We start from the raw sequence: 25,298 nt of genomic DNA, 5'->3' as shown, positions 1-25,298 counted from the left end.
GGTGGTCGGGGTCCGCTGGGTACTCGTACGAGCCGTCCGTCCCCGGTCGGGGACCGGGGGTCACCTCAACCGGCGACCGCGCGGCACCGGGTCGGTCTCGTCGTCGAACTCACCGATGACCTCTTCCAACAGGTCCTCCAGCGCCACGAAACCGACCGGCCGGGTCGGGCCGCCGCCGTTGCGCACCAGGGCGAGCTGGGACTGGCGGGCACGCATGGCGGCGACCGCCTCGGTCACCGACGCCTCCGCCGGCAGGATGAAGGCGGTGCTCATGAGGTCACCGGCCACGGCCCGCTGGCCCGTGGTGACGGCGCGCACCGCCTCCCGTACGTGCACCAGACCGCAGACGTCACCCGCCGCGTCCAGCACCGCCAGACGGGACCGGCCGCTCTCCCGGCTGACCTGCTCGATCCGCTCGGCGGAGTCGCCCCGGTAGACCGTCACCATGGTCGAGAACGGCTCCATCACCTGGGCCACCGTGGTGCCCTGCAACTCCAGCATGCTGGTCAGCAACTGGTGCTGCTCGGCGCCGAGCAGCCCGTGCTCCCGGGACTGCTCCAGCAGCATCCGCAGCTCGTCCGGGCCGTGCACCTGCGCCAGCTGGTCCTGCGGGTTGACCCGGACCAGCCGCAGGATCGAGTTGGCCAGCGCGTTGAGCGCGCTGAGCACCGGCCGGGAGACCCGGGCGAACGCCCGGAACGGCAGCGCCAGCAGCATGGCCGAGCGTTCCGCGTCGGTGATCGCCCAGGACTTCGGCGCCATCTCACCGACGATCAGGTGCAGGAAGGTGACCAGCGCCAGCGCGAACACCAGCGCCACGATGTGGCTGGGCGCATCCGGCAACCCCACCGCGTGCAGCACGGGACTGGCCAGGTGCTCGATCGCGGGCTCGGCGAGCGCACCGAGGCCCAGCGTGCACAGCGTGATCCCCAGCTGCGCGCCGGCGAGCATCAGCGACAGCTCGCGTACGCCGTCCAGCGCGGCCCGGGCGGCCCGCCCGCCGCCGGCCGCGGCCTGCTCCAGGCGGTACCGCTTGCTCGCGACCAGGGCGAACTCGGCGGCCACGAAGAACCCGTTGAGCGCCAGCAGCACCGCCGAGGTGAACAGCGCGACCCCGGGGCTCATGCCGACACCTCCGGGCGGTTGCCGGTCTCGGTGAGCCGCAGGCGCACCGAGTCGGCCACGTGCCGGTCGACGGCGAGCACCTCCACCAGGGCGCGCGGCTCCGCCTCACCGTCCTCGGCGTCGGGCGCCAGGCTGATCTCGAGCCGGTCACCGACCTCGGGCACCCGCCCGAGCTCGCGCATGACCAGGCCGGAGAGCGTGTCGTACTCGGGCGCTTCGGGCAGTGCGATGCCGGTGCTGTCCGCCACCTCGTCGATCCGCCAGCGGGCCGGCACGACCCAGGAGCCGTCGGCCTGCTGGGCCGGAGCCCGTTCCGGCGGGTCGTCCTCGTCACGGATCGGGCCGACCAGTTCCTCGGCGATGTCCTCCAGGGTGATCACCCCGGCGAAGCCGCCGTACTCGTCGACCACGCAGGCCAGCTGCCGATGGCCGGACCGCAGCCGGTCCAGCACCGTCGGCAGCGGCAGCGTCTCGGGCACCAGCAGCGGCGGTACGGCCACCGCGCTCACCGGGGTGGTGGCCCGCTCGTGCTGGGGTACGCCGAGCACGTCGGAGATGCCGACCACCCCGACCAGGTCGTCCACCCCTTCCGCGCCCTGGACGGGGAAGCGGGAGTGGCCGGTGTCCAGCAGCTCGACCACCCGGCTGACCGGCTGGTCGGCGCGTACGGTGTGCACGTCCACCCGCGGCACCATGGCCTCGCCGGCGCTGAGCTCGCGGAAGTCCAACCCCCGGTCGAGCAGGGTGGACATCTCCACGTCCAGATGCCCCTCGTTGCGGGACTCGGCGATGATCTGTTCCAGGTCCTCCGGGGTGGCGCCGCTGGGCAACTCCTCGATCGGCTCGATGCCGACGCGACGCAGCAGCCGCACCGCGGACTTGTCGAAGAGCCGGACCACCGGGCCGGCCACCTTCAGGTACATGAGGGTCGACCGTGCGAGCGCCCGGGTCACCGGTTCGGCGCGGGCGATGGCGAGGTTCTTCGGGGCCAGCTCGCCCAGAACCATCTGCACCACGGTGGCGATGATCAGGGCGAGCGCGACGGACAGGGGCAGACTGAGCGACTCGGCGACCCCGGCGAGACCGAGCAGATCGGCCAAGCCGGCACCGAGGTACGGCTCGGCCGCGTAACCGACCAGCAGAGCGGTGACGGTGATGCCGAGTTGTGCTCCCGAGAGCATGAAGGAGAGCCGGCTGGTCACCTCGAGTGCCCGGGCGGCGGGCTGGTCGCCCTCCTCCGCAAGCTGGCGCAGCTTGCCCCGGTCCACGGCGACGAAGCCGAACTCCTGGGCCACGAAGTAGCCGGTGAGTGCGGTGAGAACGATGATCAGGACCAGGCCCAGGACGATCAGCACGGGAGGCTCAGGGCTCCTCGCGACCGCGTCGGGGCCTTCGGATGCCGGGCACGACCCGGCTGGCTACTGCTGCCCTCCTGGGCAGAAGAGTCGATCATGCGGGTCATTTTATCGGCGATGGCTGTACGCCCGCTGAAGGTGGGGCGAAGCCTCCCGGTTGTCCGGTTCGTCGACCGACCGGGTCGGCACTTCGGTGCGCTGTCAGCGGTTGGCCAGTTCGTCGACGTCGAGGAGGGTGGGATCCACCCGACCGGCGCGGTACGCGGCCCGCCCGATCATCTGGGCGGCCACCGGAGCCGTGGCCAACTGGAAGACCCCGACCAGCACCACCATCCCGAGGTCACCCGGCGTACGCAGCCGCAGGGCGACTCCGGCCAGCAGGAGCAGCACGCCGAGCGTCTGCGGCTTGGTGGCGGCGTGCATCCGGTCCAGCACGTCCGGGAAGCGCAGCACACCGATCGCGGCGACCAGGGCGAGCAGCGCACCGGCCACCAGGCAGACGGCGCCGAGCCAGTCGGCCACGATGCCCGGCATCAGGCGCCCTCCCGTACCGCGAACCGGGCCAGCGATACCGAGCCGACGAAGCCGAGCAGCGAGAGCACCACCAGCACCGGCAGCGTGCCGGAGTGCCGGTTCACCGCCGCCTCGGCGGCGACCGCGCCGACCATCGTGGCGAGCAGCATGTCGGCGGCGACCACCCGGTCGAGCAGCGACGGACCGCGGTAGAGCCGGACCAGGACGAGCAGCGCGGCCGCCGAGAACAGTCCGGTGAGGACGACGGCGAGGAACGTGGTCACGAGTTGTTCTCCTTCTCGACGTGATCGGTGTGCACCTGGCGCACTTCGGCGGCCGAGCCGATGGCTCGGACGATGCGCCGCTCGATCTCACGGACGCGCGCCCGGTTGTCGGCCAGGTCCTGCGGCCGGCGTACGTCGAGCACGTGCAGGTAGAGGACGCCCGATTCCCGGTCCACCTCGAGGATGAGCGTGCCCGGGACGAGCGAGACCAGCTCGGCGGTGAGCGCCAGGTTGAGGTCGGTGCGCACCCGCAGCGGTACGGCGATGATCGCGCTGCGCGGCCGGAAGCCGGGCTGCACGGCGATCCGGGCCACGCGCACGCTCGCGACGACCAGTTCGGCGACGAACCGGCCGGCGAGCACCAGCAGCGCCGGTGGGCGCAGCCGACCGCCGAAGGTGACCGGCGGCAGCGGGTAGAAGAGCAGTACCGCGGCCGCCACCAGCAGCCCGGCGACGAGGTTGCCCCAGGTGAACTCACCCCAGAGGAGATTCCAGATCAGCACCAGCCAGCCGAATGCGACGGCCTGGTCGCGCCAGGTCGCCACCCGACCGCGCAGCCGGCCGGGTGGCTGCGCGCCGGTTCCGCCGGTCACGGCGTACCACCCGGGAACACGGCCCGGATGTACGGGGTGCGGGCACGCAGGTCCTCGGCCGCGTCGGCGGTCACGTCGAAGAGCGGCCCGCCGGCCACGGTCAGCACCAGCCCGAGCGCGACGAGGGCGGCGGTGGCCCCCACCATCAGCGCGGGAAGCCGCACGGCCGGTTCGTCGGTGGCCAGCCGGGGCGATCGCCAGAAGGCGATGTTCCACACCCGGGAGGCCACGTAGAGGGTGAGCAGGCTGGTGGCCGCCCCGGCCGCGACCAGTGCGATGGGCAGCGCGCCGCCGGCCGCGACCCCGGCCTGGAGCAGGCCGAGCTTGCCGAGGAAACCGGAGAACGGCGGAACGCCCGCGAGGTTCATCGCCGGTACGAAGAAGAGCACGCCCAGCAGCGGCGCCAGCCGCGCCAGCCCACCGAGCAGCCGCAGGTCGGTGCTGCCGGCACGCACCTCGACCAGACCGGCGACCAGGAACAGGGTGGTCTGGATGGTGATGTGGTGCACCACGTAGAAGATGGCGCCGGAGAGCCCGGCCACGCTGCTCAGCGCCACTCCGAAGATCATGTAGCCGATGTGGCTGACCAGCGTGAACGAGAAGAGCCGCTTCATGTCCGACTGGGCCACCGCGCCCAGGATGCCGATGAGCATGGTCAGTCCGGCCACCACCATCAGCAGCGGTGCGACCTGGCGGTCCGGGAAGAGCAGCGTCTCGGTCCGGATGACGGCGTACACGCCGACCTTCGTGAGCAGGCCGGCGAACACGGCGGTGACGGGAGCCGGCGCGGTCGGGTAGCTGTCCGGCAGCCAGGCCGACAGCGGAAAGATCGCGGCCTTGACGCCGAACGCGAGCAGGAGCATGAGCTGCAACGCCAGCCGTACGTCGTCTGGCAGCGCGTCCAGGCGCGTGGCGAGCTGGGCCAGGTTGAGCGTGCCGGTGGCGGCGTACACCAGCCCCACGGCGGCCAGGAAGAGCATCGACGAGACGATGCTGACCACCACGTACGTCGAGCCGGTCCGGATCCGGACCTCGGTGCCGCCCAGGGTGATCAGCACGAAGCTCGCGGCGAGCAGGATCTCGAAGCCGACGAAGAGGTTGAACAGGTCCCCGGCGAGGAACGCGTTGGTCACGCCCGCGGTCAGCACCAGGTAGGTGGGGTGGTAGATGGTGACCGGGGCGCTCTCGCCGACGTCCCCCTGCCCCTGCCCGATCGAGTAGAGCAGCACGCAGAGGGTGACCGCCGAGGAGACCACCAGCATCAGCGCGGCCAACTGGTCGGCGACCAGCACGATCCCGACCGGTGGCGGCCACGCCCCGACGGCGAGCACCACCGGCCCGTGCCGGTACGCCTCGACCAGCAGCACCACGGCGACCGCCAGGGTGGTGGTCAGACCGGCGACGCTGATGCCCCGTTGCAGCCGCGGCCACCTGCCCAGCACCAGCGTCAGCGCCGCGCCGAGCAGCGGCACCACCACCGGCAGCGGCAGCAGCCGGTTCACCGGACCACCCCCCGGTGCGGGTGCCAGTTCATTCGACACCGTCCCCGCGCCGCAGCCGTCGGCGCGCCGGCTCCGGGTCGACCTGCTCCGGATCGGCGTCCGCCCCCTCGCCGCCGAGGTCCGCGGTGGCCGCCTCGTCGCGTTCGGCCCGGCGGACGATCTGCCGGTCCTCGATGTCGTCCGGCACCTCGTCGTCACCGGTCAGGTACCAGCTGCGGTAACCGATCGCGAGCAGGAACGCGGTCAGCCCGAAGGTGATCACGATCGAGGTGAGCACCATGGCCTGTGGCAGCGCGTCGCTCATCTGATCGACCGGGCCGGTGCCGACCACCGGGGCCACGCCGGGCCGGCCGCCCAGCATGATCAGCAGGTTGACCCCGTTACCGAGCAGGATGATGCCGAGCAGGATGCGGGTCAGGCTCCGCTCCAGCAGCAGATTCACGCCGCAACCGACGAGCACGCCGACGATGATCACCAGCACCAGCGTGGGGCCCGCCCCGCCGCCGGTCACGCTTCCTCCCCCCGCTCGACGGCCAGCCCCCGCGCGCCGCCGCCGGCCGCCTCGATGTGCCGGTCCACCTCGGCGCCCAGGCTGCGCAGGATGTCCAGCATCAGCCCGACCACCACGAGGTAGACGCCGATGTCGAAGAAGAGCGAGGTGATCAAGTAGAAGTCGCCGATGCCAGGCAGGTAGAGGTCGACGCGCGCGCTCTGCAGGACCGAACCGCCGGCGAGCAGCGAGATCACGCCGGTGCCGACCGAGACGGCAAGCCCCGCGCCGAGCACGGTGCCGGCCCCGATGGGCGCGGCCTCGGCCAGCTCGTACCGGCCGCCGGCCAGGTAGCGGACGACCAGGGCGAGACTCGCGACCAGGCCCCCGGAGAAGCCGCCGCCCGGCGCGTTGTGACCGGAGAAGAGCAGGAACAGCGAGAACAGCACCACGGTGTGGAAGATCAGGCGTGTCACCACCTCCAGCACGATCGAGCGCTGCCGTTCCGCCAGGCGGGCGCCGCCGCGCAGCCAGACCGGGCGGCCGGGACGCTGCGCCCGGGCGTCCCGCTGCTGCCGACGGGGCCGGGGCCCGGTACGGGAGCGCTCGAAGGCCAGGCTGGCCACCCCGGTCGCGGCCACCACGAGCACCGCCAGCTCGCCCATCGTGTCCCAGGCCCGGATGTCGACCAGGGTCACGTTGACCACGTTGCGGCCGTGCCCCTCGGCGACCGCCAGGTCCGGGAAGGCCGCCGAGATGGTGGGCGCCCCCCGGGCGCTCGCCGCGACCAGCGCGAGGCCGGCGGTCACCAGCCCGGCCGCGGCGCCGACGGCCCGGCGCAGCCACCGGCTGCGCCGCAGCGGCCGGGCCGAGAAGCGGGCCGGCAGCCGGCGCAGCACCAGGACGAAGATCGCGATGGTCGCGGTCTCCACCAGGAACTGGGTCAGCGCCAGATCGGGTGCGCCGTAGAGGACGAAGAGCATTGCGGTGCCGTAGCCGGTGACCCCGACCAGCAGCATCGCGGTCAACCGGCTGCGGGCGCCCACCGCGAGCACGGCCGCGACCCCGAGCACCACGGCGACGACCAGTTGCAGCGGGTTGGCCCAGAGGGCGATCCGTTCGCCCCAAGGCCGGGCCGCGAACATCGCGCCGCCGGGCAGCACGACGAGGACGACCAGGATGGTGCCGAGGTACTGCGGGAGGGAGCCGCGCTGGGTGGCCCCGGTGACCTCGACGGCGAACCGGTCGAAGCGGCCGATCACCCATTCGTACCCGGGGTTGCCGCCGACGGGTGCGCGCAGCCGGGCCAGCAGCGGGGCCAGCGGACCCCGCAACGCGAAGAGCGCGCCGCCGGCGACCAGCACCAGCGCCGACAGGCCGAGTGCCGGGGTCAGGCCGGGCCAGAGCGCCAGGTGCGTGTGGGCCGCGCCGAACGACTCGGCGTACGGGCGGAACACCACGTCCAGGCCACCGGCGAGGGGACCGGCGACCAGTCCGGCGACGGCGAGCAGGGCGGGGGGTACCAGCAGCGGCGCGGCGATCCGGTCGAGCCGGGCGGGCGCCACCCCGGGTCGGTCGGCGAAGGCGCCCCACAGGAATCGCGCGCTGTAGGCGACCGTGAGGACGATGCCGGCCACCAGTCCGGCGAGGATCACCGGCCGGTCGGTGAACGCGGCGAAGGCCGCCTCCTTGGCCACGAACCCGATCAGCGGGGGAATCCCGGCCATGGACGCCGCGGCGAGCAGCGCCACGACGAGTAACGGGGTGCTGCCGTGCCGCAGCCCGGAGAGCTCGCGCAGGTCCCGGGTGCCGGCACCGTGGTCGATCACCCCGACGACCAGGAAGAGCGCCGCCTTGAACAGGGCGTGCGCGAGCAGCATGGCGATCCCCGCCAGTGCGGCGTCCGGAGTGCCCGCCCCGGTCAGCACCACCAGCAGGCCGAGCTGGCTGACCGTGCCGTACGCCAGCAGCAGCTTCAGGTCGGTCTGCCGCAGCGCCGCCCAGCCACCGACGATCATGGTGGCCAGACCCGTGGCGAGCACCACCGGACGCCATGGCCCGACGGTGGCGAGCACCGGCGCGATCAGCCCGATGAGGTAGATGCCGGCCTTGACCATGGCCGCCGCGTGCAGGTAGGCGCTCACCGGCGTGGGCGCCGCCATCGCCACGGGCAGCCAGGAGCTGAACGGCAGCACGGCCGACTTCGACAGCGCGCCCGCGAGGATCAGCAGTACGGCGGTGACCAGGTAGCCACCGCCGGGCAGCGACCCGGCGGCGATCTCCGACCACCGGTAGGTGCCGGCGTGCTCGCCGAGCAGGATGAAGCCGACCAGCATGGCCAGCCCGCCCAGGGTGGTGACCATCAGCGCCTGGGCCGCGGCCCACCGGCTCGACCGACGTTCGGTGCTGTGCCCGATCAGCAGGTAGGAGAAGATCGTGGTCAGTTCCCAGCCGACGTAGAGCAGCAGCAGGTCGTCGGCGAGGACGACGCAGAGCATCGCCCCGGCGAACGCGACAAGCACTGCGGTGAACTGGGCGAGGCCGAGTGAGCCGGGGCTGAAGTACCGGGCGCAGTAGACCAGTACGAGGGTGCCGACCGCGCCGACCAGCAGGGTCATCAACCAGTTGAGCGTGCCGAGCCGGAAGGCGAGGTCGAGCCCGAGCTGTCCGATCCACGGGTACGTCTCGACCACTGCCCGGCCGTCGCGGACCGTCGGGGTCTGCGCGAGCGCCCAGCCGAACGCGGCGGCCGGCGCGAGAGCCAGCGGGTAGCAGGCGCGTGGCCCCCACCACCGGACGAGCAGCGGCGCGAGGAGTGCCGCCACGAGGTGGAGGATCAGCAGTACGAGCACCCGCACTCCCGGTCGAGGTGGCAGCGGCGGACGCCTCCGGCGGTTCGGCGCCTAGCTGTGATCAGACGCCAGTTCTGCGCTCTCCGGGGGCATTTACGCAAACTCTCCCGCATTGTCCGTGTCCCGGGCTTACGCCCTGCACCCCTGCCCGAACCCACTCCCGGTCCGGCTCCTGGTCCGGCCCGGTCCGGCTCGGTCCAGTCCCTCGCGATGATCGACTCGGCATGTCGGGGTGTCCCTGACGTCTGGATGCCCCAACATCAAGGAAGCCGAGTTGACCTTGAGCCGCAACGAGCGCCGGCACGGAACAAATCGGCCCCATCACGGACCAACGGGCACAGCCGCGAGGTCAGCGGGCGGCGGCGCCCTGCTCAGCGGCCCGTACCGGCCCGGCGGCGCGGGGATCCGGGCCGGTACGGTCCTCGATCGCCGGCTCGGCCAGCAGGTCGGCGCGCCCGAGTTGCCGGGCGACCCGCTGCACCACCCGCTCGGCGGCGGCCAGCGAGCGCACCGACAGCAGGCGGCCTCGGCTCTCGCGGCGGAGCACGAAGTAGTGCACGGCGGCGCGGACCTGCCCCCGGTCGGCTGCGCTGGCGTGCGCGGTGGAGACGACCAGCTCCCGCAGGCAGCGACCCAGCCGCTCGGCGAGTTCCAGCTCGGGGCCGCGCAGTCCAGCACGGACCGCGGCGAGATGACTGTCGACCTTGCGGATGAGCACGTCGCTGCCGGGCTCGACGTTCCGCTGCTCGACGGCCATCCGATCCCCTCCACCCTTACCGCGTCGCGAGTGAAGTTACTTTATGTTGTGCTGCGCAAGCAAGCAGTTAAGTGAGACTTAATGCGTCAAGTGTCATATCCACGGTTGAAGGTATTGTAGACGGACATACCTCCCGGCCGTCGGCGCCGGTTGTCACAGGCGCGCGGCAGTATGGATGGGTGGCGGATGTGGCAGCCGACCCCGAGGCGGGCGGCATGGGCGTGCTGGGCGGGTTCGGCCCGGCGACGCGGGAGTGGTTCACTGCTGCCTTCGCCGCGCCCACCGCCGCCCAGACCGGGGCCTGGCGGGCGATCTCCGCCGGCCGCAACGCGCTCGTGGTGGCGCCGACCGGCTCCGGCAAGACACTCGCCGCCTTCCTCTGGTCGCTGGACAGGCTGGCCCGCGAGCCGGCACCGGCGGACGCCCGGCAGCGGTGCCGGGTGCTCTACGTGAGCCCGCTCAAGGCGCTCGCCGTCGACGTGGAGCGCAACCTGCGCGCACCGCTCGCCGGGATGCGCCAGGCGGCGACGCGGCTCGGCGTCGCCCCGCCCGAGATCACCGTGGGGATGCGTACCGGCGACACCCCGGCCGACGAACGGCGGGCCTTCGCACGCACTCCACCGGACATCCTCATCACCACACCGGAGTCGCTCTTCCTGCTGCTCACCTCCGCCGCCCGCGACTCGCTGCGCGGCGTGCAGACGGTCATCGTGGACGAGGTGCACGCGGTTGCCGGCAGCAAGCGCGGCGCCCATCTCGCGCTCTCCCTGGAACGCCTCGACGAGCTGCTGCCCGCACCGGCACAGCGGATCGGCCTCTCGGCCACGGTCCGTCCGATCGACGGCTGCGCCCGGTTCCTCGGCGGCGCCCGGCCCGTCGACGTGGTCCAGCCCGCCACCGCGAAGACCATCGAGGTCACGGTCCAGGTTCCGGTCGAGGACATGACCCGGCTCGACGAGCAGGAACAGCCCCTCGAGGACGAGCTGGGCGGGCCGGGCCCGCGCCGCGCGTCCATCTGGCCGGCCGTCGAGGAGCGGGTCTACTCCCTGATCCGCGCACACCGCTCGACCATCGTCTTCACGAACTCCCGGCGCAGCGCCGAGCGGCTCTGCGCACGCCTCAACGAGCTGGCCGCCGAGGAGCTGGAGGCGTCGGCCGCACCGGACGGCCGTCGCGTGGCTCGGGGTGGAGAGCCGGTGAGCGTATCCAAGCTGCTGCCGGGAGGTGACGGGCCGCCGGCCGTCGACGGAGGCCCGGCGGACGGCGCCGGCCCGGCGCGGCGGCGCGGCGCGGAGGCGTTCGACGGACCGGTGGGGCCGCTGCGGGCCCCACGCCAGCCGGCCGAGGTGATGGCCCAGTCGGGGGCCGCAACCGGCGCGCCGCCGGTAATCGCCCGGGCCCACCACGGCAGCGTCTCCCGCGAGGAGCGCAAGCACATCGAGGAGTCGCTCAAGTCGGGGCAGTTGCCCGCCGTGGTCGCCACCTCCAGCCTCGAACTCGGCATCGACATGGGCGCGGTCGACCTGGTCGTGCAGATCGAGGCACCGCCCAGCGTCGCCGCCGGGCTCCAACGCGTCGGCCGCGCCGGGCACCAAGTCGGCGCGGTCTCCCGCGGGGTGGTCTTCCCGAAGCACCGTGGCGACCTGCTCTCCTGCGCCGTGGTCGCGGAGCGGATGGGGGCGGGCGCGATCGAGGAGTTGCACTTCCCGCGCAACCCGCTCGACGTGCTGGCCCAGCAGATCGTCGCGATGGTGGCGCTCGAGCCGTGGGGGGTCGGCGACCTGGCCGCCGTGGTCCGCCGGGCGGCGCCCTTCGCCGAGCTGCCCGACTCCGCCCTGCACGCGGTGCTCGACATGCTCTCCGGCCGCTACCCGTCGACCGCCTTCGCCGAGCTGCGCCCCCGGCTGGTCTGGGACCGGGCCACCGACCTGCTCACCGGCCGCCCCGGCGCGCAGCGGCTGGCGGTGACCAGCGGCGGCACGATTCCCGACCGGGGTCTCTTCGGCGTCTTCCTGGCCGGCGCCGAGCGCGCCGCCCGGGTCGGCGAGCTCGACGAGGAGATGGTCTACGAATCGCGGATCGGTGACGTCTTCCTGCTCGGCTCGTCCTCCTGGCGGATCGAGGAGATCACCCCCGACCGGGTGCTGGTCTCCCCCGCGCCCGGCCAGGCCGCCCGGATGCCGTTCTGGAAGGGCGACACCGTGGGCCGGCCGGTCGAACTGGGCCGGGCCATCGGGGCCCGGGTCCGTGCCCTGCTCCGGCAGAGCGACGAGGCGGCGACCGCCGCCCTGCGCGCCGGCGGGCTCGACGACTGGGCCGCCGGCAATCTGCTGGCCTACCTGCGTGAACAGCGCGCGGCGACCCGGTCCCTGCCGGACGACCGCACGATCGTCGTCGAGCGGTTCCGCGACGAGCTGGGTGACTGGCGCCTCGCCGTGCACAGCGTGCTGGGCGCTCGGGTCAACGCGCCCTGGGCGCTGGCCATCGGGCGGCGGCTGACCGAACGCTACGGGGTGGACGCGCAGGTGATGCCCTCCGACGACGGGATCGTCGTACGCCTGCCGGACACCGTCGACGAGCCGCCGGGCGCCGACGTGGTCGCCTTCGAGCCCGACGAGATCGCCCAGCTCGTGGAGGAGTCGGTCGGCACCTCCGCGCTGTTCGCCGCCCGGTTCCGCGAGTGCGCGGCCCGGTCGCTGCTGTTGCCCCGCCGCGACCCCCGTCGCCGGCAGCCGCTCTGGCAGCAGCGCCAACGCGCCGCCCAGCTGCTCGACGTCGCCCGGGAGTACGCCGAGTTCCCGGTCACCCTGGAAGCGGCCCGGGAGTGCCTGCAGGACGTCTTCGACCAGCCGGCGCTGGCCGGGGTTATGCGCGACCTGGCCGCCCGCCGGGTCCGCCTGGTCGAGGTGGAGACCAGCCAGCCGTCGCCGTTCGCCCGCTCGCTGCTTTTCGGGTACGTCGGCGCGTTCCTCTACGAGGGCGACGCCCCGCTCGCCGAGCGGCGGGCCGCCGCGCTGGCGCTGGACTCGGCGCTCCTCGGTGAGCTGCTCGGCCGGGTCGACCTGCGGGAGCTGCTCGACCCGACGGTCCTCGCCGAGACCGAGCGGCAGCTGCGCTGGCTGACCGAGCAGCGCCGCCCCCGCGACGCCGAGGACGTGGTCGAGCTGCTCCGCGTGCTCGGCGACCTCAACGCGTCCGAGCTGGCCGAACGAGGGGTGCCGGTCGGCTGGCTCACCGAGTTGGAGGCGGCCCGCCGCGTGCTGCGGGTACGCATCGCCGGCGAGGAACGCTGGGTCGGCGTCGAGGACGCGGCCCGGCTGCGCGACGCGCTCGGCGTGGCGCTGCCGGTCGGCGTGGCGGAGGCGTACCTCGCTCCGGTCTCCGATCCGATCGGCGATCTCGTCGCCCGGTACGCCCGCACCCACGGGCCGTTCGCGGCGGCCAGCTGTGCCGCCCGGTTCGGTCTCGGTGTCTTCGTGGTGGAGCAGACGCTGCGCCGGCTCGCCGCGACCGGCCGGGTGGTCTCCGGCGAGTTCACCCCGGAGACAGTCGGCACGCAATGGTGCGACGCCGAGGTGCTACGGCTGCTGCGCCGCCGCTCCCTGGCCGCGCTGCGCCGGGAGATCGAGCCGGTGCCGCCGCGGGCACTCGCCGCGTTCCTGCCCCGCTGGCAGCAGGTCGGCTCGTCCGCCCGTGGTGTGGAGGCGCTGGCCGCGGCGGTGGAGCAGTTGCAGGGCGCGGCGGTGCCGGCGTCGGCGCTGGAACGGCTGGTGCTGCCGGGCCGGGTCGCCGACTACTCGCCCGCCCAGCTCGACGAGCTCTGCGCCAGCGGCGAGGTGGTCTGGGCCGGCTCCGGCGCGATCTCCGGCGGCGACGGCTGGGTCACCCTCGCGTACGCGGATGCCGCTCCGCTGCTGCTGCCCCCACCGGACGAGGCGTTGGCCCTCACGCCGCTGCACGAGGCGGTGCTCGACGCGCTCTCCGACGGGCAGGCGCTGTTCTTCCGGCCGCTCGCCGACCGGGTCGGCTCGACCGACGACACCGCGCTGGCCGCCGCCATCTGGGACCTGGTCTGGGCCGGTCACCTCACCAACGACACGCTCGCCCCGTTGCGAGCCGTGCTCGGCGCGGGTGGCGCACACCGCTCCCGGCCGTCGGCACCGCGCACCCGCTACCGGCGTCCCGGCCGGGTGGCGCTGCCCACCCGTGGCGGGCCGCCGACCGTGGCCGGGCGCTGGTCCCGCCTCCCGGAACGGGACACCGACGCGACACGCCGGGCCGCGGCCCTGGCCGACGTGCTGCTGGAGCGGCACGGCGTGGTCACCCGGGGCGCGGTCGTGGCCGAGCAGGTGGTCGGCGGTTTCGCGGCGGTCTACCCGGTGCTGTCCGCACTGGAGGAGCGCGGCGCGGCTCGGCGCGGCTACTTCGTCGAGGGGCTGGGCGCGGCGCAGTTCGCGGTGCCCGGCGCAGTGGAGCGGATCCGGGCGCTGGCCAAGCCGGTCGACGGCGGCCGGGGCCGCGGCGGGCCCACCCTGGTGCTCGCCGCCACCGATCCGGCCAACCCGTACGGTGCCGCGCTGCCCTGGCCGGACCGGGCCGTCGACTCGGGCGACGGGGGCAACCCGGCGACCGGGCACCGGGCCGGCCGCAAGGCGGGTGCGCTGGTCGTCCTGGTCGCCGGCGACCTGGTGCTCTACGTGGAGCGAGGCGGGCGGACCCTGCTCTCCTTCACCGACGACGCCGACGTGCTCGCCGCGGCTGGCAAGGCGCTGGCCGACGCGGTGCACTCCGGCGCGCTCGGGGCCATCTCGGTGGAGCGGGCCGACGGTGAGGCGGTGCACACCTCGCCGCTGCGCGACGCGTTGACCGCCGCCGGTTTCCGAGCCACCCCCCGCGGCCTGCGGCTACGCGGCTAGGCGCGGGGCGCGGTCGTCGACGTCGGCCGATGGCGGGGGACCTGCCGCGCGGACGTGCGCCGGCGCACGGCGAGGCCGCTCAGCCCAGGCCGGCGAGCACCTTCTCGTAGCGGAGCCGGTCGGCGGCCGGAGTACGTGCCGCCAGGTAGTTGAGCACCACTGCGCCCCGGCGGTACGACTGTCCGCTCCAGATCTCGGCGATGTCGCTCGCGCTGGTCTCGTCCGGGAAGACGTACACGGTCACGGCATCCGTGGCGATGATCTCCGAGCAGCCCAGCCCGAGTCCGTCAGGTCCACAGTCGACCGAGAGGTCACGGGGGTTGGGCACCTTCAGACCGGCGGCCCGGAACGCGTCGACCACCTGCTTCGCGCCGGGAGCACCCGCCGGGCGGCGCGGCAGCACCACCGGTGGTGGGCTGGCCGGGCGGCGCTCGGTGGGTTCCTGCACGGCCGGGGCGTCGCCGGCCGGTGGAACCACCGGAGCCGCCGGACCGGAGCTGGGCCCGGCGACGGGCGCACCGGCGACGGGCGGCGGGACCACCGGGGACGGGCTGGTGGTCGGGGTGCTGGACGCTACGGCAGCGTTCGTCGGCCGGTTCCCGTCGCCGCATCCGGCGGTGAGTGCGACAGCCACGACGAGCACCGCGACCGCGGGCAGGCTCCGATGTGTCACCAGGGCAGTCTCCCGAACCGGGTCGGGCGACGGCAGTGGCCGGTCGGCCAGAGGCCCTGTCCCATATCCGGCAGAGGCACCGCTCAGTGCGCCGCCGCGGCGGCTCGCGACCGCGAAACTCGCGCGCCGTCTCCGCGCCGCCCGGCTACCCTCGCCGACCGACGCGAGCCGACGCGGGCCGGCGCGGGCCGACGGACCAACGCGTGCCGACGGACCAACGCGGGCCGACGGGCCGACGCGGGCAGCGGGCCGACGAGGAGGGGCGGCATGGGCGGGATCATGGTACGGGCGGCGAAGCCGGGCGACCGGGCGGAAGTAGACGCGCTGCACGACCGGGAGTGGGGAGGCCCGTACGTCATCGCCCACGACATCCGGTACGACCTGCGTACCCTGCCGACGCTGGTGGCCGTGGACGGCGCCGCCGCCGTGGTCGGTGCGCTCGCCTACAACTGCGACGCCGAGGGACTGGAGGTGGTGAGCCTGGTGGCCGCCGTACCCGGCGGAGGGGCCGGCACCACCCTGCTGGAGGCGGCCGCGTCGACGGCGCGGGCCGCGGGCCTGCACCGGCTCTGGCTGATCACCACGAACGACAACCTCCGGGCGCTCCGTTTCTACCAGCGGCGCGGCCTGCGCCTGGTCGGGTTCGACCCGGGGGCGGTGGACCGAGCGCGCCGCCTGAAGCCGGAGATCCCGTTCGTCGGGGAGGACGGCATCCCGCTGCACGACGAGCTGACCCTGGAGCTGCGTACCGCCGCCGGGGGCCGGCCGGAGCGGCGGGGTCCGGCACAACCCGGGGCGCGGACCCGGGGCGACGGTTAGCCTGCGAGCCATGCCCGCCACGCCCTGGATCTCCCTGACCACCGACTACGGCCTCTCCGACGGCTTCGTGGCCGCCTGCCACGGGGTGATCGCCCGGATCGCCCCGGCCGCCCGGGTGATCGACGTGACCCACCTGGTTCCACCCGCCGACGTACGCCACGGTGCGGCCGTACTCGCCCAGACCGTTGCGTACCTTCCGGTCGGGGTGCACGTGGCGGTGGTCGACCCGGGGGTCGGCACCGCGCGTCGAGGCGTCGCCCTGGCCACCCCGGACGGGCTGCTGGTCGGACCGGACAACGGGCTGCTGCCCGACGCCGCCGAGGCGCTGGGCGGGGTCACCGGCGCCATCGAGCTGACCAACCCGGCCTGGCTGGCTCGACGGGTGTCCGGCACGTTCCACGGTCGGGACGTCTTCGCACCGGTCGCGGCCCGGCTGGCGCTCGGCGCGCCGCTGGTTGAGGCCGGGCCCGCGATCGATCCGGCGGAGCTGGTCCGGCTGCCCGAGCCGATCGTGGCGGCGGATCCCGCCGGCTTCACCGCTGAGGTGTTGACCGTGGATCACTTCGGCAACGTGCAGCTCGCCGCCACGGCCGAGCTTCTGGAGCAGCTCCCGGCGATGGTGCGGGTGACCGCGCCGGCCAACGCGCCGCTGCCGGCACCGGAGCCGGTCGGGGACGGCGCGCCGGGGCGTACGGCGGTGCGCGGGCGGACGTTCGGCGACGCCCGCCCGGGTGAACTGGTGGTGCATCCCGACTCGGCCGACCGGGTGGCGGTGTCGGTCAACGGCGGGCGGGCGGTCGACCGGCTGGGCGTACGCCCGGGTGACCTCGTCCGGATCAGCGGTTGACGGCGGCTCCGGCGTCGGCCGGCGCGGACTTCCTGCGACGGCTCGCGCCGGCACCGTCGAGGGCGCCGGCCGAGCCGGGGCACACGGTCCCGGCCCGGAGCAGTGGTCAGCAGCGCGGCACGGTGCCGCCGTAGACGGCGGAGATGTACGCGTGGCTGACGTACTGGCCGGTGGCGAGGCGGTCCCACCGGTTGGTGGTGCCGAACGGACCGGCGACGAGAACGGGTCGAAGGTGACGATGAGCATGTTTCATGGGCAAACTCCCCAGAACTCCCTGATGGTGCCCATGTCAGGAGATCAAGCGTAAGCACGGTACAAATAGCGATACATGCGAATCCGGCTCGGCCGAGGGAGAATGGCAGGATGCCCGAAGGCGACACCGTCTGGAACACCGCCCGCGTCCTGCACCGGGCATTGGCCGGCGCGGTACTGACGGCGAGCGAGTTCCGGGTGCCGCAGCTCGCCACAACCGACCTGGCCGGGTGGACCGTGCGCGAGTCGGTCGCCCGCGGCAAGCACCTACTGCTCCGCCTCGACGCGCCGACGGGCGGTGACGCCACCCCGGCGGGCCGGCCCACCGGCACGAAAACCGGCGTACCGGGCACCCCGACGGACGGCGGGGCGGCTCCCGGAACACGCTGGACGCTTCACTCGCACCTGCGGATGGACGGCGCGTGGCGGGCGTACGCGCCGGGAGAACGCTGGGCCGCGCGCCCGGGCCACCTGATCCGGGTGGTGCTGCGCAGCGCGGACGCCGTGGCCGTCGGCTACCACCTGCACGAGTTGGCGCTGGTGCCCACCGCAGAGGAGGAGCGCCTGGTCGGCCACCTCGGCCCGGACCTGCTCGGTTCGGACTGGGATCCGGCCGAGGCGGTACGACGGCTGGCCGCCCACCCGGACACCCCCGTCGGCGAGGCCCTGCTCGACCAACGCAACCTGGCCGGGGTGGGCAACCTCTACAAGTGCGAGCTGCTCTTCCTGCGCGGTGTCTCGCCGCGTACGCCCGTACGCGCGGTGCCCGACCTGCCCGGCCTGGTGGCCCTCGCGCAGCGGCTGCTCGCCGCCAACCGGGGGCGCTGGACGCAGAGCAGCACCGGCTCGCTGCACCGCGGGCAGACCACCTACGCGTACGGCCGACGAGCCCAGCCGTGCCGCCGGTGCGGCACGGCGATTCGCAAGGAGGAGTTGGGCGAGCGGGTCACCTACTGGTGCCCGGTCTGCCAGCCAGACCCGGCCCGTTGACCGGCCGGCCGTAGCGCCGACGGCCTGGGCGCGACCGCCCGACGTGTCCCTGACCTGCCCGTCCGCCCGGCAGAGCCGGCAGCGGAACATCCGGCCGAAGCCGCACCACCAGTTGCCCAGATTGGGACGATTGGGTAATTCCTAACCGGACCCCGACGTCGCATGCTGCGATTGGGCGTTCACCAGACGTCAGCAGAGCCGGCCCGACCGGATCCGCCACGCCGGGGTGGCGACGGTCGTGCCCCGAGCCCGGGGAGAGCCATGGCGATGTTTCGCAGACTCCGGACCACGTGGGCGGACCGCGTGACGCGAGGCGGCGACGGCCGCACCGCCGACGGCGGGCAGGCGGCGACCGTTCCGGCGGCTCGGGCCGCCGACGAGACGGACGTGGCCGCACCGGCCAGCCTGGATCCCGCCGCCGTTCCGCGCTACTTCGGTCCGGTGCCGAACTTCGCCCGCAGCCCGCTGCCCACCTGCGGCGCCGACGGTCAGGTGCTGCCCGGGACCGGCCTGCGCAAGTTCGTCGACGCGTTGCCCGGACCGGGTCCGCTCGGCCGCACCCAACTGGGCGGGTACCTGCCGGTGGCGGTGCCGGACACCATCACCTACCCGGGCTGCGACTACTACGAGATCGGCCTCCAGCAGTACGCCCAGCGGCTCCACCGCGACCTGCCCGCCACCCGCCTGCGGGGCTACCGGCAGCTCAACCTCGGCACCGACGAGTCCGGGCACAACACGATGGCGCCCCCCGGCCGCCCCTGGCACCTCGGCCCGCTGATCCGCGCCCGGCGCGGCCGGCCGGTGCGGATCAAATTCATCAACCAGCTGCCCACCGGCCGGTCCGGCGAACTCTTCCTGCCGGTCGACGAGACCGTCGAGGGAGCCGGCGTCGGCCCGCTGGACGGCCCGGCGCCGTACCCGCAGAACCGGGCGGTGCTGCACCTCGCGGGCGCGCAGACCGGCTGGATCAGCGCCGGCAACCCGTTGCAGTGGGTGACCCCGGCCGGCGAGATCACCCCGTACCCGACCGGAGTCGGCCTGCACCACGTGCCGGACATGCCGCCGCCCGGAGCCGGTGCCACCACGCTCTACTACCCGAACGAGCAGAGCGGGCGGCTCATGTGGTTCCACGACAACACTTTCGGCCTGTCCCGGCTGACCGTCTACTCGGGGCAGATCGCGCTCTACCTGCTCACCGACCCGGTGGAGGAGCAACTCGTGGTCGACGGGGTGCTCCCCGGCGACGAACTGCCCCTGGTGATCCAGGACAAGACGTTCGTACCGGACGACACCCAACTCGCCGAGGAGGATCCGACCTGGGACCGGGACCGCTGGGGAGCGCGGGGCAGCCTGTGGTTCCCGCACGTCTACCAGCCCCGGCAGAATCCGTACCAGCGCGAGGGGATCAATCCGACCGGCCGTTGGGACTACGGGCCCTGGTCGCGTACCGCCGACGGGGACCGCGACCCCGACCGCGACGGCAGCTCGGGCCCGGTGCCGAACCCGCACCACGATCCGGTCGCCGCGGCCGAGGAGCCGCCGCTGACCCCGGGAGTGCCGCACCCGAGCGCCGTTCCCGAAGCGTTCGGCGACACCCCGCTGGTCAACGGCGTCGCTTACCCCTACCTGGAGGTGGAGCCGCGGGCGTACCGGTTCCGGATCCTCAACGCCTGCCTGGACCGGGGTCTCAACCTCCAGCTCTACCGGGCCGGATCGGACGCTCCGATGTGGGACGACGAGGGAAACCTGCTCGACGCCGACGCGGGTGAGGTGCCGATGGTGCCGGCGGCGCGGGCTCCCGGCCGGTCGGTGGACTGGCCGGCCGACGGACGCGACGGCGGGGTGCCCGACCCGCGCGCGGCCGGCCCGGAGCTGATCCAGATCGGCAACGACGGTGGCCTGCTGCCCGCGCCGGTGGTGATCCGCAACCGTCCGATCGGCTACCGGTACGACCGGCGCGACCCGACCGTGCTCAACGTCGACGGACACGCGCTGCTGCTCGCTCCCGGTGAACGCGCCGACGTGGTGGTGGACTTCTCCACCGTGCCTCCGGGCGGCACGCTGATCCTCTACAACGACTGCCCCGCTCCGCTGCCCGGCTACGACCCCCGCTACGACCACCACACCGGCGCGCCCGACCGCACCGCCGAGGGCGGCTCGCCCCCCACCCGCCCCGGGTACGGCCCGAACACCCGTACCCTGCTGCAGTTCCGCGTACGCGGCGCCCCTGCGGCACCGTACGACCTGGCCCGGCTGCGCGAGCGGCTGCCCCGGGCGTACGCGGCCAGCCAGCGCCCGCCGATCGTGCCGCAGCCGGCGTACGACGAGGCGATCGGTACCCGGACGTCACGCGAGACGCTGGTCCCGGTGCACGCCGCGACCGTCACGTTCACCCCGGCCGGCGGTGCCGTGCCGGTCGCGGTGCCGGTCACGGTCAAGGCCGTGCAGCAGGTCTTCGAGCCCGGGCACGGCCGAGCCGCCGTCCGCCTCGGCGTCGCCCACCCGCACGCCGGGCCGCTCTCCCCCGCCACCCTGCCGCTCGGCCCCGACGACCCGGCGACCGAGATCCTCTTCGCGGCCGACCCGGCGGTGCCCATCGGTGCCCCCGCCGACGGCACACAGGTCTGGCGGATCGTGGGCAACAGCCGGCAGACCGAGACGCTGCGCCTGGACGGCTGCGACCTCCAGGTGATCAACAGGGTCGGCTGGGACGGCACGATCCGCCCACCGGCGGCCGGTGAACTGGGCTGGAAGGAGGTCATCCGGGTCAACCCGCGAGAGGACGTCGTCGTCGCGTTGCGCCCGGTCGCCCCGACCTTGCCGTTCAAGATCGGTGACAGCGTCCGGCTGCTCGACCCGACCCGGCCGGCCGGCACCCGGACCGGCTCGACCCCGGTCAGTCCGTTCGACGGTCGGCCCGCCCTGGTCGTGAACCAGCTGGTGAACCTCGGCTGGGAGTACCGCTGGCACAGCCAGCTCGGCGGCCACCGCGACCTGGGCGCGAACCGCCCGCTCGTGCTTCGGGTGTCGCCCAAGGCGCCCACCGGGCTGACCGCAACCCCGGCACCGGGCTCGGCCACCGCGCTGCCCGCCATCGCGCTGGCCTGGACCGGCAACGGCGGTCGGCCGCCGGCCACCAGCCACCTGCTACAACGGGCGACCGACGCGACCTTCACCACCGGGGTCACCACGATCACCGTGGCGGCCACCGCCACCCGGTACACCGACGCCACGGTCACCCCGGGGGTCACGTACCACTACCGGATCCGGGCGGAGAACGCCGTCAGCTGCTCGGCCTGGTCCAACAGCGTGCCCGCCTCGGTGCAGCTCACCGCACCGGCCGGGCTGACCGCGGCGATCCCGCCGGCCGCCCCGCTGCGGGTCGCGCTGCGCTGGTCGAACCGATCCTTCGCCACCGGCATCGACGTACAGCGGGCCACCAATCCCACCTTCACCAGCGGTCCGGCCACCACCGCCGTCGGGGTCGGCGACAACCACCTCGACCCGGCGGTCGCGCCGAACACCACGTACTACTACCGGGTGCGGACGACCTATCTCGGCACCGCCTCACCGTGGTCGACGGTGGGCACGGTGACCACCCCGCCGGCGCCCGCGACGCCCGACGCGGTGAGCGTCACCGCCAGCGCGCCGGAGCCCGACACGGCGACGGTGGTCCTGGGCTGGGCACCGGGGACCGCGCCCGGACCGGGTGCCGGGTTCAGCGTCCAGCGCGCCCTCGACCGGGAGTTCAGCCGCGAGGTCGCCACGTTCACGGTCACCGGACGAAGCTTCACCAACACGGGACTGGCCCGCGGCGTCACCTACCACTACCGGGTCCGCGCCTTCAACGTGGTCGGCAGCTCCCCCTTCACTCCCCCGACAACGATCACCACCCCACCCTGACCCCCACCCACCCGCCACCCCACGGTGGCCGCACTTTCACGGAACAAGTGGGCATTCCGCGCGGAACAGTCACTTTTTCCGTGAACGAGTGCCCGCCGCTCCGGGGGGGTGGGGGTTAGGGGTGGGGGGTGGGGGTGCGTAGTTCGGCTAGCGCGCCGGCGACGCCGTGCAGCAGGTCGGTCGCCTCGGTCAGCCGTGCCGCGGCCGGGTGCGGAGCATCGGGGCGGGCATCCTCGGCGACGTAACCGGCCGCGGCGACCGCGAGCCGCTCGTACGCGGCCACCCCGCTCTCCAGTTGCCCGGTGAGGACGCGGTGCGTGTCGGCCAGGGAGGCCCGGGCGTCGACCGGAGCGAGCCGGAGCGCCCGCTCCACGCTCGCCACCCGGTGGGCGAGTTCCCGCAGCGAATGGTCGGCGGCGCCGGCCTCCTGCAGGGCCGGCTCGGCTGGTCCGGTCAACCGCTGCCGCATACCGGAGAGGGTGAGCGCCGCCCGGTCCAGCCGGCTCCAGGGCTCGGCCGCGCTGGTGCCGCGCAACGCCACCCGGGCGCGGACGCGACGTACCTCGGCGACCACACCGGATCCGGCCGGCAGTCGTTCGACGGCGGCGACCAGCCGGGCCGCGGATCGGGCGGCCGCCTCGGCCGGGTCGAGCGGCGGAGGCGCCGGCTGGGCGGCGAGAGCCCGCAAGTCGATCCAGCGCCACGCGGCGAGGGCCACCGCGCTGCCCGCCGCGCCGGCCCAGGCCGCGTCCGGCAGCCCGAGCCCGGCGTACGGGGTGAGGACGGCAGCCGCCCCGCCGAGGCCACCGGCCAGCACGCTCCACCGTCTTGCCGACCGGCGAAGTCGGGCCAGCCGCCGGAAGTAGCGCGTACGCTCGTCTGCCACCCTGCCCTCCTCTGGCCGGCCGCTCAGCCGGCGGCGGTGGTGTCCCCGGTGCCGCGTTCGCGGGCCATGGTCGCGCGGAGTTCGTCGAGGCGGGCGGCGGCTGCCGGGTCGCTCGCCGGAGCCGTCGGCTGCTCGCCGCCCTGCCGCTGCTGCACACCGAGCTGCTCACCGGCCATGCTGGACCGGATCTGCTCCAGCCGGGCCGAGCCGGCCGAGTCGAGAGTCGCCTTCTGGATCTCCAGCATCCGGCCCTCGGTCGAGTTGCCGGCCAGCTCGGCGCGGCCCATCGCGTTGGCGTACCGGCGCTCGATCCGGTCGCGGACCTCGTCGAGCGAGGGGGTGGTGCCCGGCGCCGTGAGCGCCGACATCGACTCCAGCGAGCGGGCCACACCCTCCTGCATCTTCGCCTGCTCCAGCTGGCTGAGCAGCCGGGTGCGCTCGGCGAGACGCTGCTGGAGGATCATCGAGTTGTTCTCCACCGCACGGCGCGCCTGCCCTGCGGCGGCGAGCGCCTGGTCGTGCAGGGTCTTCAAATCCTCGGCGGACTGCTCCGCGGAGACGAGCTGGGTGGCCAGCGTCTGCGCGGACTGCTCGTACCGCCCCGCCTCGGCCTCGTCGCCCCGGGCGCGGGCCTGATCGGAGAGGACGAGCGCCTGGCGGGCGTTGGCCTGGAGGCGCTCGACCTCGGACATCTGCCGGGAGAGCTTCATCTCCAGCTGGCGCTGGTTGCCGATCACCGCGGCGGCCTGCTGCACGAGCGCCTGGTGCTGGCGCTGCGCCTCCTCGATCGCCTGCTGGATCTGGACCTTCGGATCGGCGTGCTCGTCGATCCGGGCGCCGAAGAGCGCCATCAGGTACTTCCACCCCTTGACGAACGGGTTCGCCATCTCCGCGGTATCCCCTCAGTAGCGTCGCTTCGCCTGCACGAGCCGGACGGAACGACGGACCACCGGCGCGGCAGCTCCCCCATCGTCTCAGCCGGGCACCAGACCGGCACCCGTACCGGCGAGCAGGCGACCGACACCGTCTGCGATCAACCCTACGCGGAGCGCGCGCGGGCGGCTACGGCCGCGAAGGAGACTCAGGCGGCGCAGACCACGTCGCGCTCACGCTCGGTGGCGCGGACCCGGGTGCTGCGCAGGGTGGCCTTGAGCGGCGACTCCTGGCGTACCGAGACGGCGACCGTGCCGTCGGAGCTGACCTGGCGAACGGCTCGACCAGTGGCCTTGGCCGCCGGAGCCGACGGCACCGGGGTGGATCCCGCCGGCTCGTCCTGCACGGGCACCAGCACGTTCGGCATCTGCTCGGCGAGCGCGACAGTGTCGCTCACCTCGCGCAGCAGCTCGGACAAACGCGCGCCCAGCGCGTCGCAGATCGCGGCCAGCAGCTCGCTGGACGGCTCCTTCTGGCCACGCTCGATCTCGGAGAGGTATCCGAGGCTGACGTTGGCGGCGGAGGAAACCTCGCGCAGGGTGCGGTGCTGCCCCTGCCGGCGTGCCCGCAATGCGTCACCGACCACTCGGCGTAGCAGGACCATCGCACCTCCCCCTCTCCGACCGCATTCTCCCCGGCGACACGGGTCGAACGCGGTGGACCGCGCCGGCACCGACCGACGGAGTCTTCCCACAACGGTACCCGTTGCCCGGCCCGGCGACATCCCGCCCCGCCCGTCGGATCGCCGCGGCCGGCCGGCGTCGACGTCGAAGGAGCCGGCTTCGGCACCGCTGTCGTTGCCGCCGGCCTGGCTGGGCCGGCGTTCTGCCGGTCCTACCCGGCGTCGGCCAGGTCGGCGGCGTCCGCCTCGTGGATCCGCTCGGCGAGCAGGCGCAGCGCCTCGATCACCGCGGCGGAGCGGATGTGGTCCCGGCCACCGGACAGGTCGAGCTGCCGCACCGAGGAGCCACCCGGCCCGGCCACGGCCACGTAGACCAGCCCGACCGGCTTGCCGTCCTGGGGTTCCGGGCCGGCCACCCCGGTGGTGGCCAGACCCCAGTCGGCGTCGCAGCGCCGCCGGCCGCCCTCGGCGAGCGCCACCGCGACGTCGGGATCGACCGGGCCGCGCTGGGCGAGCAGATCGGCCGGTACGTCGGCCAGCTTCGACTTCAGTTCCGTGGCGTAGACGACGAGGCCGCCACGGTAGACCCCGCTCACCCCCGCGATCTCCACCACCGCGGCGGAGAGCAGCCCGCCCGTCAGCGACTCGACGGTCGCCAGCGTCTCGTGCCGCTGGGACAAACTGTGCACCACGCCGGCCGCCGGGCTACCGACCGGCCGATCCCCGTGCGCGTCGCTCTCCATGCCCCCATCCTTCCCCCACGACCTGGGGCAAACCGCACCGGCCCGCCGCCAACCTCATGATCGTCGGGACGGAGCGGGACGGCGTATCGGGGGGGGTCCCTATGGGTTTCGTCAAGCGGTGGCGATTGAGGCGGCTGGGCGGGGTTGATAGGGGATCTTGTCGCGGAGCATGGCGTATAGGACGTCGCAGCGGCGTCGGGCGAGGCAGATGAGGGCGGCGTTGTGGCGTTTTCCTTGGGCTCG

20 protein-coding genes and 1 pseudogene are annotated in these 25,298 nt (G+C 73.9%); 5 read left to right on the top strand and 16 right to left on the bottom strand.

Features of this window, described 5'->3' with window-relative positions:
* Positions 1–60 precede the first annotated feature (60 nt).
* From BXA10_RS16675 to BXA10_RS16635, 9 genes are all read right to left on the bottom strand, one after another.
* On the bottom strand, positions 61–1,125 hold the full coding sequence (locus BXA10_RS16675; RefSeq protein WP_076471311.1) for a hemolysin family protein: 1,065 nt from the start codon (positions 1,123–1,125) through the stop codon (positions 61–63).
* Positions 1,122–2,480, bottom strand: coding sequence for a hemolysin family protein (locus BXA10_RS16670; protein WP_076471310.1), 1,359 nt, complete (start codon positions 2,478–2,480; stop codon positions 1,122–1,124). The genes BXA10_RS16675 and BXA10_RS16670 overlap by 4 nt, the downstream gene beginning before the upstream one ends.
* A 201-nt stretch (positions 2,481–2,681) precedes the next feature.
* Positions 2,682–3,014, bottom strand: a complete 333-nt coding sequence (gene mnhG / locus BXA10_RS16665) for a monovalent cation/H(+) antiporter subunit G (protein WP_076471309.1) — start codon at positions 3,012–3,014, stop codon at positions 2,682–2,684.
* Positions 3,014–3,277, bottom strand: coding sequence for an MrpF/PhaF family protein (locus BXA10_RS16660; protein WP_076471308.1), 264 nt, complete (start codon positions 3,275–3,277; stop codon positions 3,014–3,016). The genes mnhG and BXA10_RS16660 overlap by 1 nt, the downstream gene beginning before the upstream one ends.
* On the bottom strand, positions 3,274–3,870 hold the full coding sequence (locus BXA10_RS16655) for a Na+/H+ antiporter subunit E (protein ID WP_076471307.1): 597 nt from the start codon (positions 3,868–3,870) through the stop codon (positions 3,274–3,276). The genes BXA10_RS16660 and BXA10_RS16655 overlap by 4 nt, the downstream gene beginning before the upstream one ends.
* Positions 3,867–5,372: a Na+/H+ antiporter subunit D gene (locus tag BXA10_RS16650; protein WP_076471306.1), complete on the bottom strand. Its 1,506-nt coding sequence runs from the start codon at positions 5,370–5,372 to the stop codon at positions 3,867–3,869. Before BXA10_RS16650 ends, BXA10_RS16655 begins: the two co-directional genes overlap by 4 nt.
* 28 nt (positions 5,373–5,400) lie before the next feature.
* The gene (locus BXA10_RS16645) at positions 5,401–5,883 is read right to left on the bottom strand and encodes a Na(+)/H(+) antiporter subunit C (RefSeq protein WP_076471305.1); all 483 of its coding nucleotides are present in this window, start codon (positions 5,881–5,883) and stop codon (positions 5,401–5,403) included.
* Positions 5,880–8,714: a Na+/H+ antiporter subunit A gene (locus BXA10_RS16640; RefSeq protein ID WP_076471478.1), complete on the bottom strand. Its 2,835-nt coding sequence runs from the start codon at positions 8,712–8,714 to the stop codon at positions 5,880–5,882. The genes BXA10_RS16645 and BXA10_RS16640 overlap by 4 nt, the downstream gene beginning before the upstream one ends.
* Positions 8,715–9,063: 349 nt before the next feature.
* The gene (locus BXA10_RS16635; RefSeq protein WP_076471304.1) at positions 9,064–9,471 is read right to left on the bottom strand and encodes a hypothetical protein; all 408 of its coding nucleotides are present in this window, start codon (positions 9,469–9,471) and stop codon (positions 9,064–9,066) included.
* Positions 9,472–9,686: 215 nt separating this feature from the next.
* On the opposite strand from BXA10_RS16635, the gene BXA10_RS16630 reads away from it, so the two are divergent.
* Complete coding sequence (locus tag BXA10_RS16630; RefSeq protein ID WP_139338027.1) at positions 9,687–14,387, top strand: Lhr family helicase; 4,701 nt, start codon at positions 9,687–9,689, stop codon at positions 14,385–14,387.
* Positions 14,388–14,466: 79 nt separating this feature from the next.
* Here BXA10_RS16630 and BXA10_RS16625 read toward each other — a convergent pair whose 3' ends face one another.
* Positions 14,467–15,060, bottom strand: coding sequence for a hypothetical protein (locus BXA10_RS16625; RefSeq protein WP_076471302.1), 594 nt, complete (start codon positions 15,058–15,060; stop codon positions 14,467–14,469).
* Positions 15,061–15,327: 267 nt separating this feature from the next.
* On the opposite strand from BXA10_RS16625, the gene BXA10_RS16620 reads away from it, so the two are divergent.
* Both BXA10_RS16620 and BXA10_RS16615 read left to right on the top strand, forming a co-directional pair.
* The gene (locus tag BXA10_RS16620) at positions 15,328–15,879 is read left to right on the top strand and encodes a GNAT family N-acetyltransferase (protein ID WP_076471301.1); all 552 of its coding nucleotides are present in this window, start codon (positions 15,328–15,330) and stop codon (positions 15,877–15,879) included.
* 10 nt (positions 15,880–15,889) lie between these two features.
* Complete coding sequence (locus BXA10_RS16615; protein ID WP_076471300.1) at positions 15,890–16,726, top strand: SAM hydrolase/SAM-dependent halogenase family protein; 837 nt, start codon at positions 15,890–15,892, stop codon at positions 16,724–16,726.
* A 106-nt stretch (positions 16,727–16,832) separates the two neighbouring features.
* Here the strand turns inward: BXA10_RS16615 and BXA10_RS16610 are convergent, their stop codons facing one another.
* The gene (locus tag BXA10_RS16610; protein ID WP_245828281.1) at positions 16,833–16,979 is read right to left on the bottom strand and encodes a hypothetical protein; all 147 of its coding nucleotides are present in this window, start codon (positions 16,977–16,979) and stop codon (positions 16,833–16,835) included.
* A gap of 110 nt (positions 16,980–17,089) precedes the next feature.
* On the opposite strand from BXA10_RS16610, the gene BXA10_RS16605 reads away from it, so the two are divergent.
* A complete protein-coding gene (locus BXA10_RS16605; protein WP_076471299.1) occupies positions 17,090–17,968 on the top strand; it encodes a zinc finger domain-containing protein in 879 nt (292 codons plus the stop codon).
* A 261-nt stretch (positions 17,969–18,229) separates the two neighbouring features.
* Positions 18,230–21,871 carry a fibronectin type III domain-containing protein gene (locus tag BXA10_RS16600; protein ID WP_076471298.1) on the top strand — a complete coding sequence of 1,214 codons (3,642 nt, stop codon included), beginning with the start codon at positions 18,230–18,232 and terminating at the stop codon, positions 21,869–21,871.
* A gap of 115 nt (positions 21,872–21,986) precedes the next feature.
* On the opposite strand, the gene pspM is transcribed toward BXA10_RS16600, so the two are convergent.
* The 5 genes and pseudogenes from pspM to BXA10_RS30915 all read right to left on the bottom strand — a co-directional run.
* Positions 21,987–22,757: a phage shock envelope stress response protein PspM gene (pspM, locus tag BXA10_RS16595; protein ID WP_076471297.1), complete on the bottom strand. Its 771-nt coding sequence runs from the start codon at positions 22,755–22,757 to the stop codon at positions 21,987–21,989.
* Between the two features lie 23 nt (positions 22,758–22,780).
* Positions 22,781–23,644, bottom strand: coding sequence for a PspA/IM30 family protein (locus BXA10_RS16590; RefSeq protein ID WP_076471296.1), 864 nt, complete (start codon positions 23,642–23,644; stop codon positions 22,781–22,783).
* A 194-nt stretch (positions 23,645–23,838) separates the two neighbouring features.
* Positions 23,839–24,294, bottom strand: coding sequence for a helix-turn-helix domain-containing protein (locus BXA10_RS16585; RefSeq protein WP_076471295.1), 456 nt, complete (start codon positions 24,292–24,294; stop codon positions 23,839–23,841).
* Between the two features lie 230 nt (positions 24,295–24,524).
* The gene (locus BXA10_RS16580) at positions 24,525–25,055 is read right to left on the bottom strand and encodes a CinA family protein (RefSeq protein ID WP_076471294.1); all 531 of its coding nucleotides are present in this window, start codon (positions 25,053–25,055) and stop codon (positions 24,525–24,527) included.
* Positions 25,056–25,166: 111 nt separating this feature from the next.
* Positions 25,167–25,298 (bottom strand): annotated as a pseudogene (locus BXA10_RS30915) (IS110 family transposase); the annotation flags it as partial.

Origin of the sequence: Micromonospora avicenniae (assembly GCF_900156065.1) — a bacterium.
Classification (GTDB): domain Bacteria; phylum Actinomycetota; class Actinomycetes; order Mycobacteriales; family Micromonosporaceae; genus Micromonospora; species Micromonospora avicenniae.
This window is presented reverse-complemented; position numbering and strand designations above follow the sequence as displayed.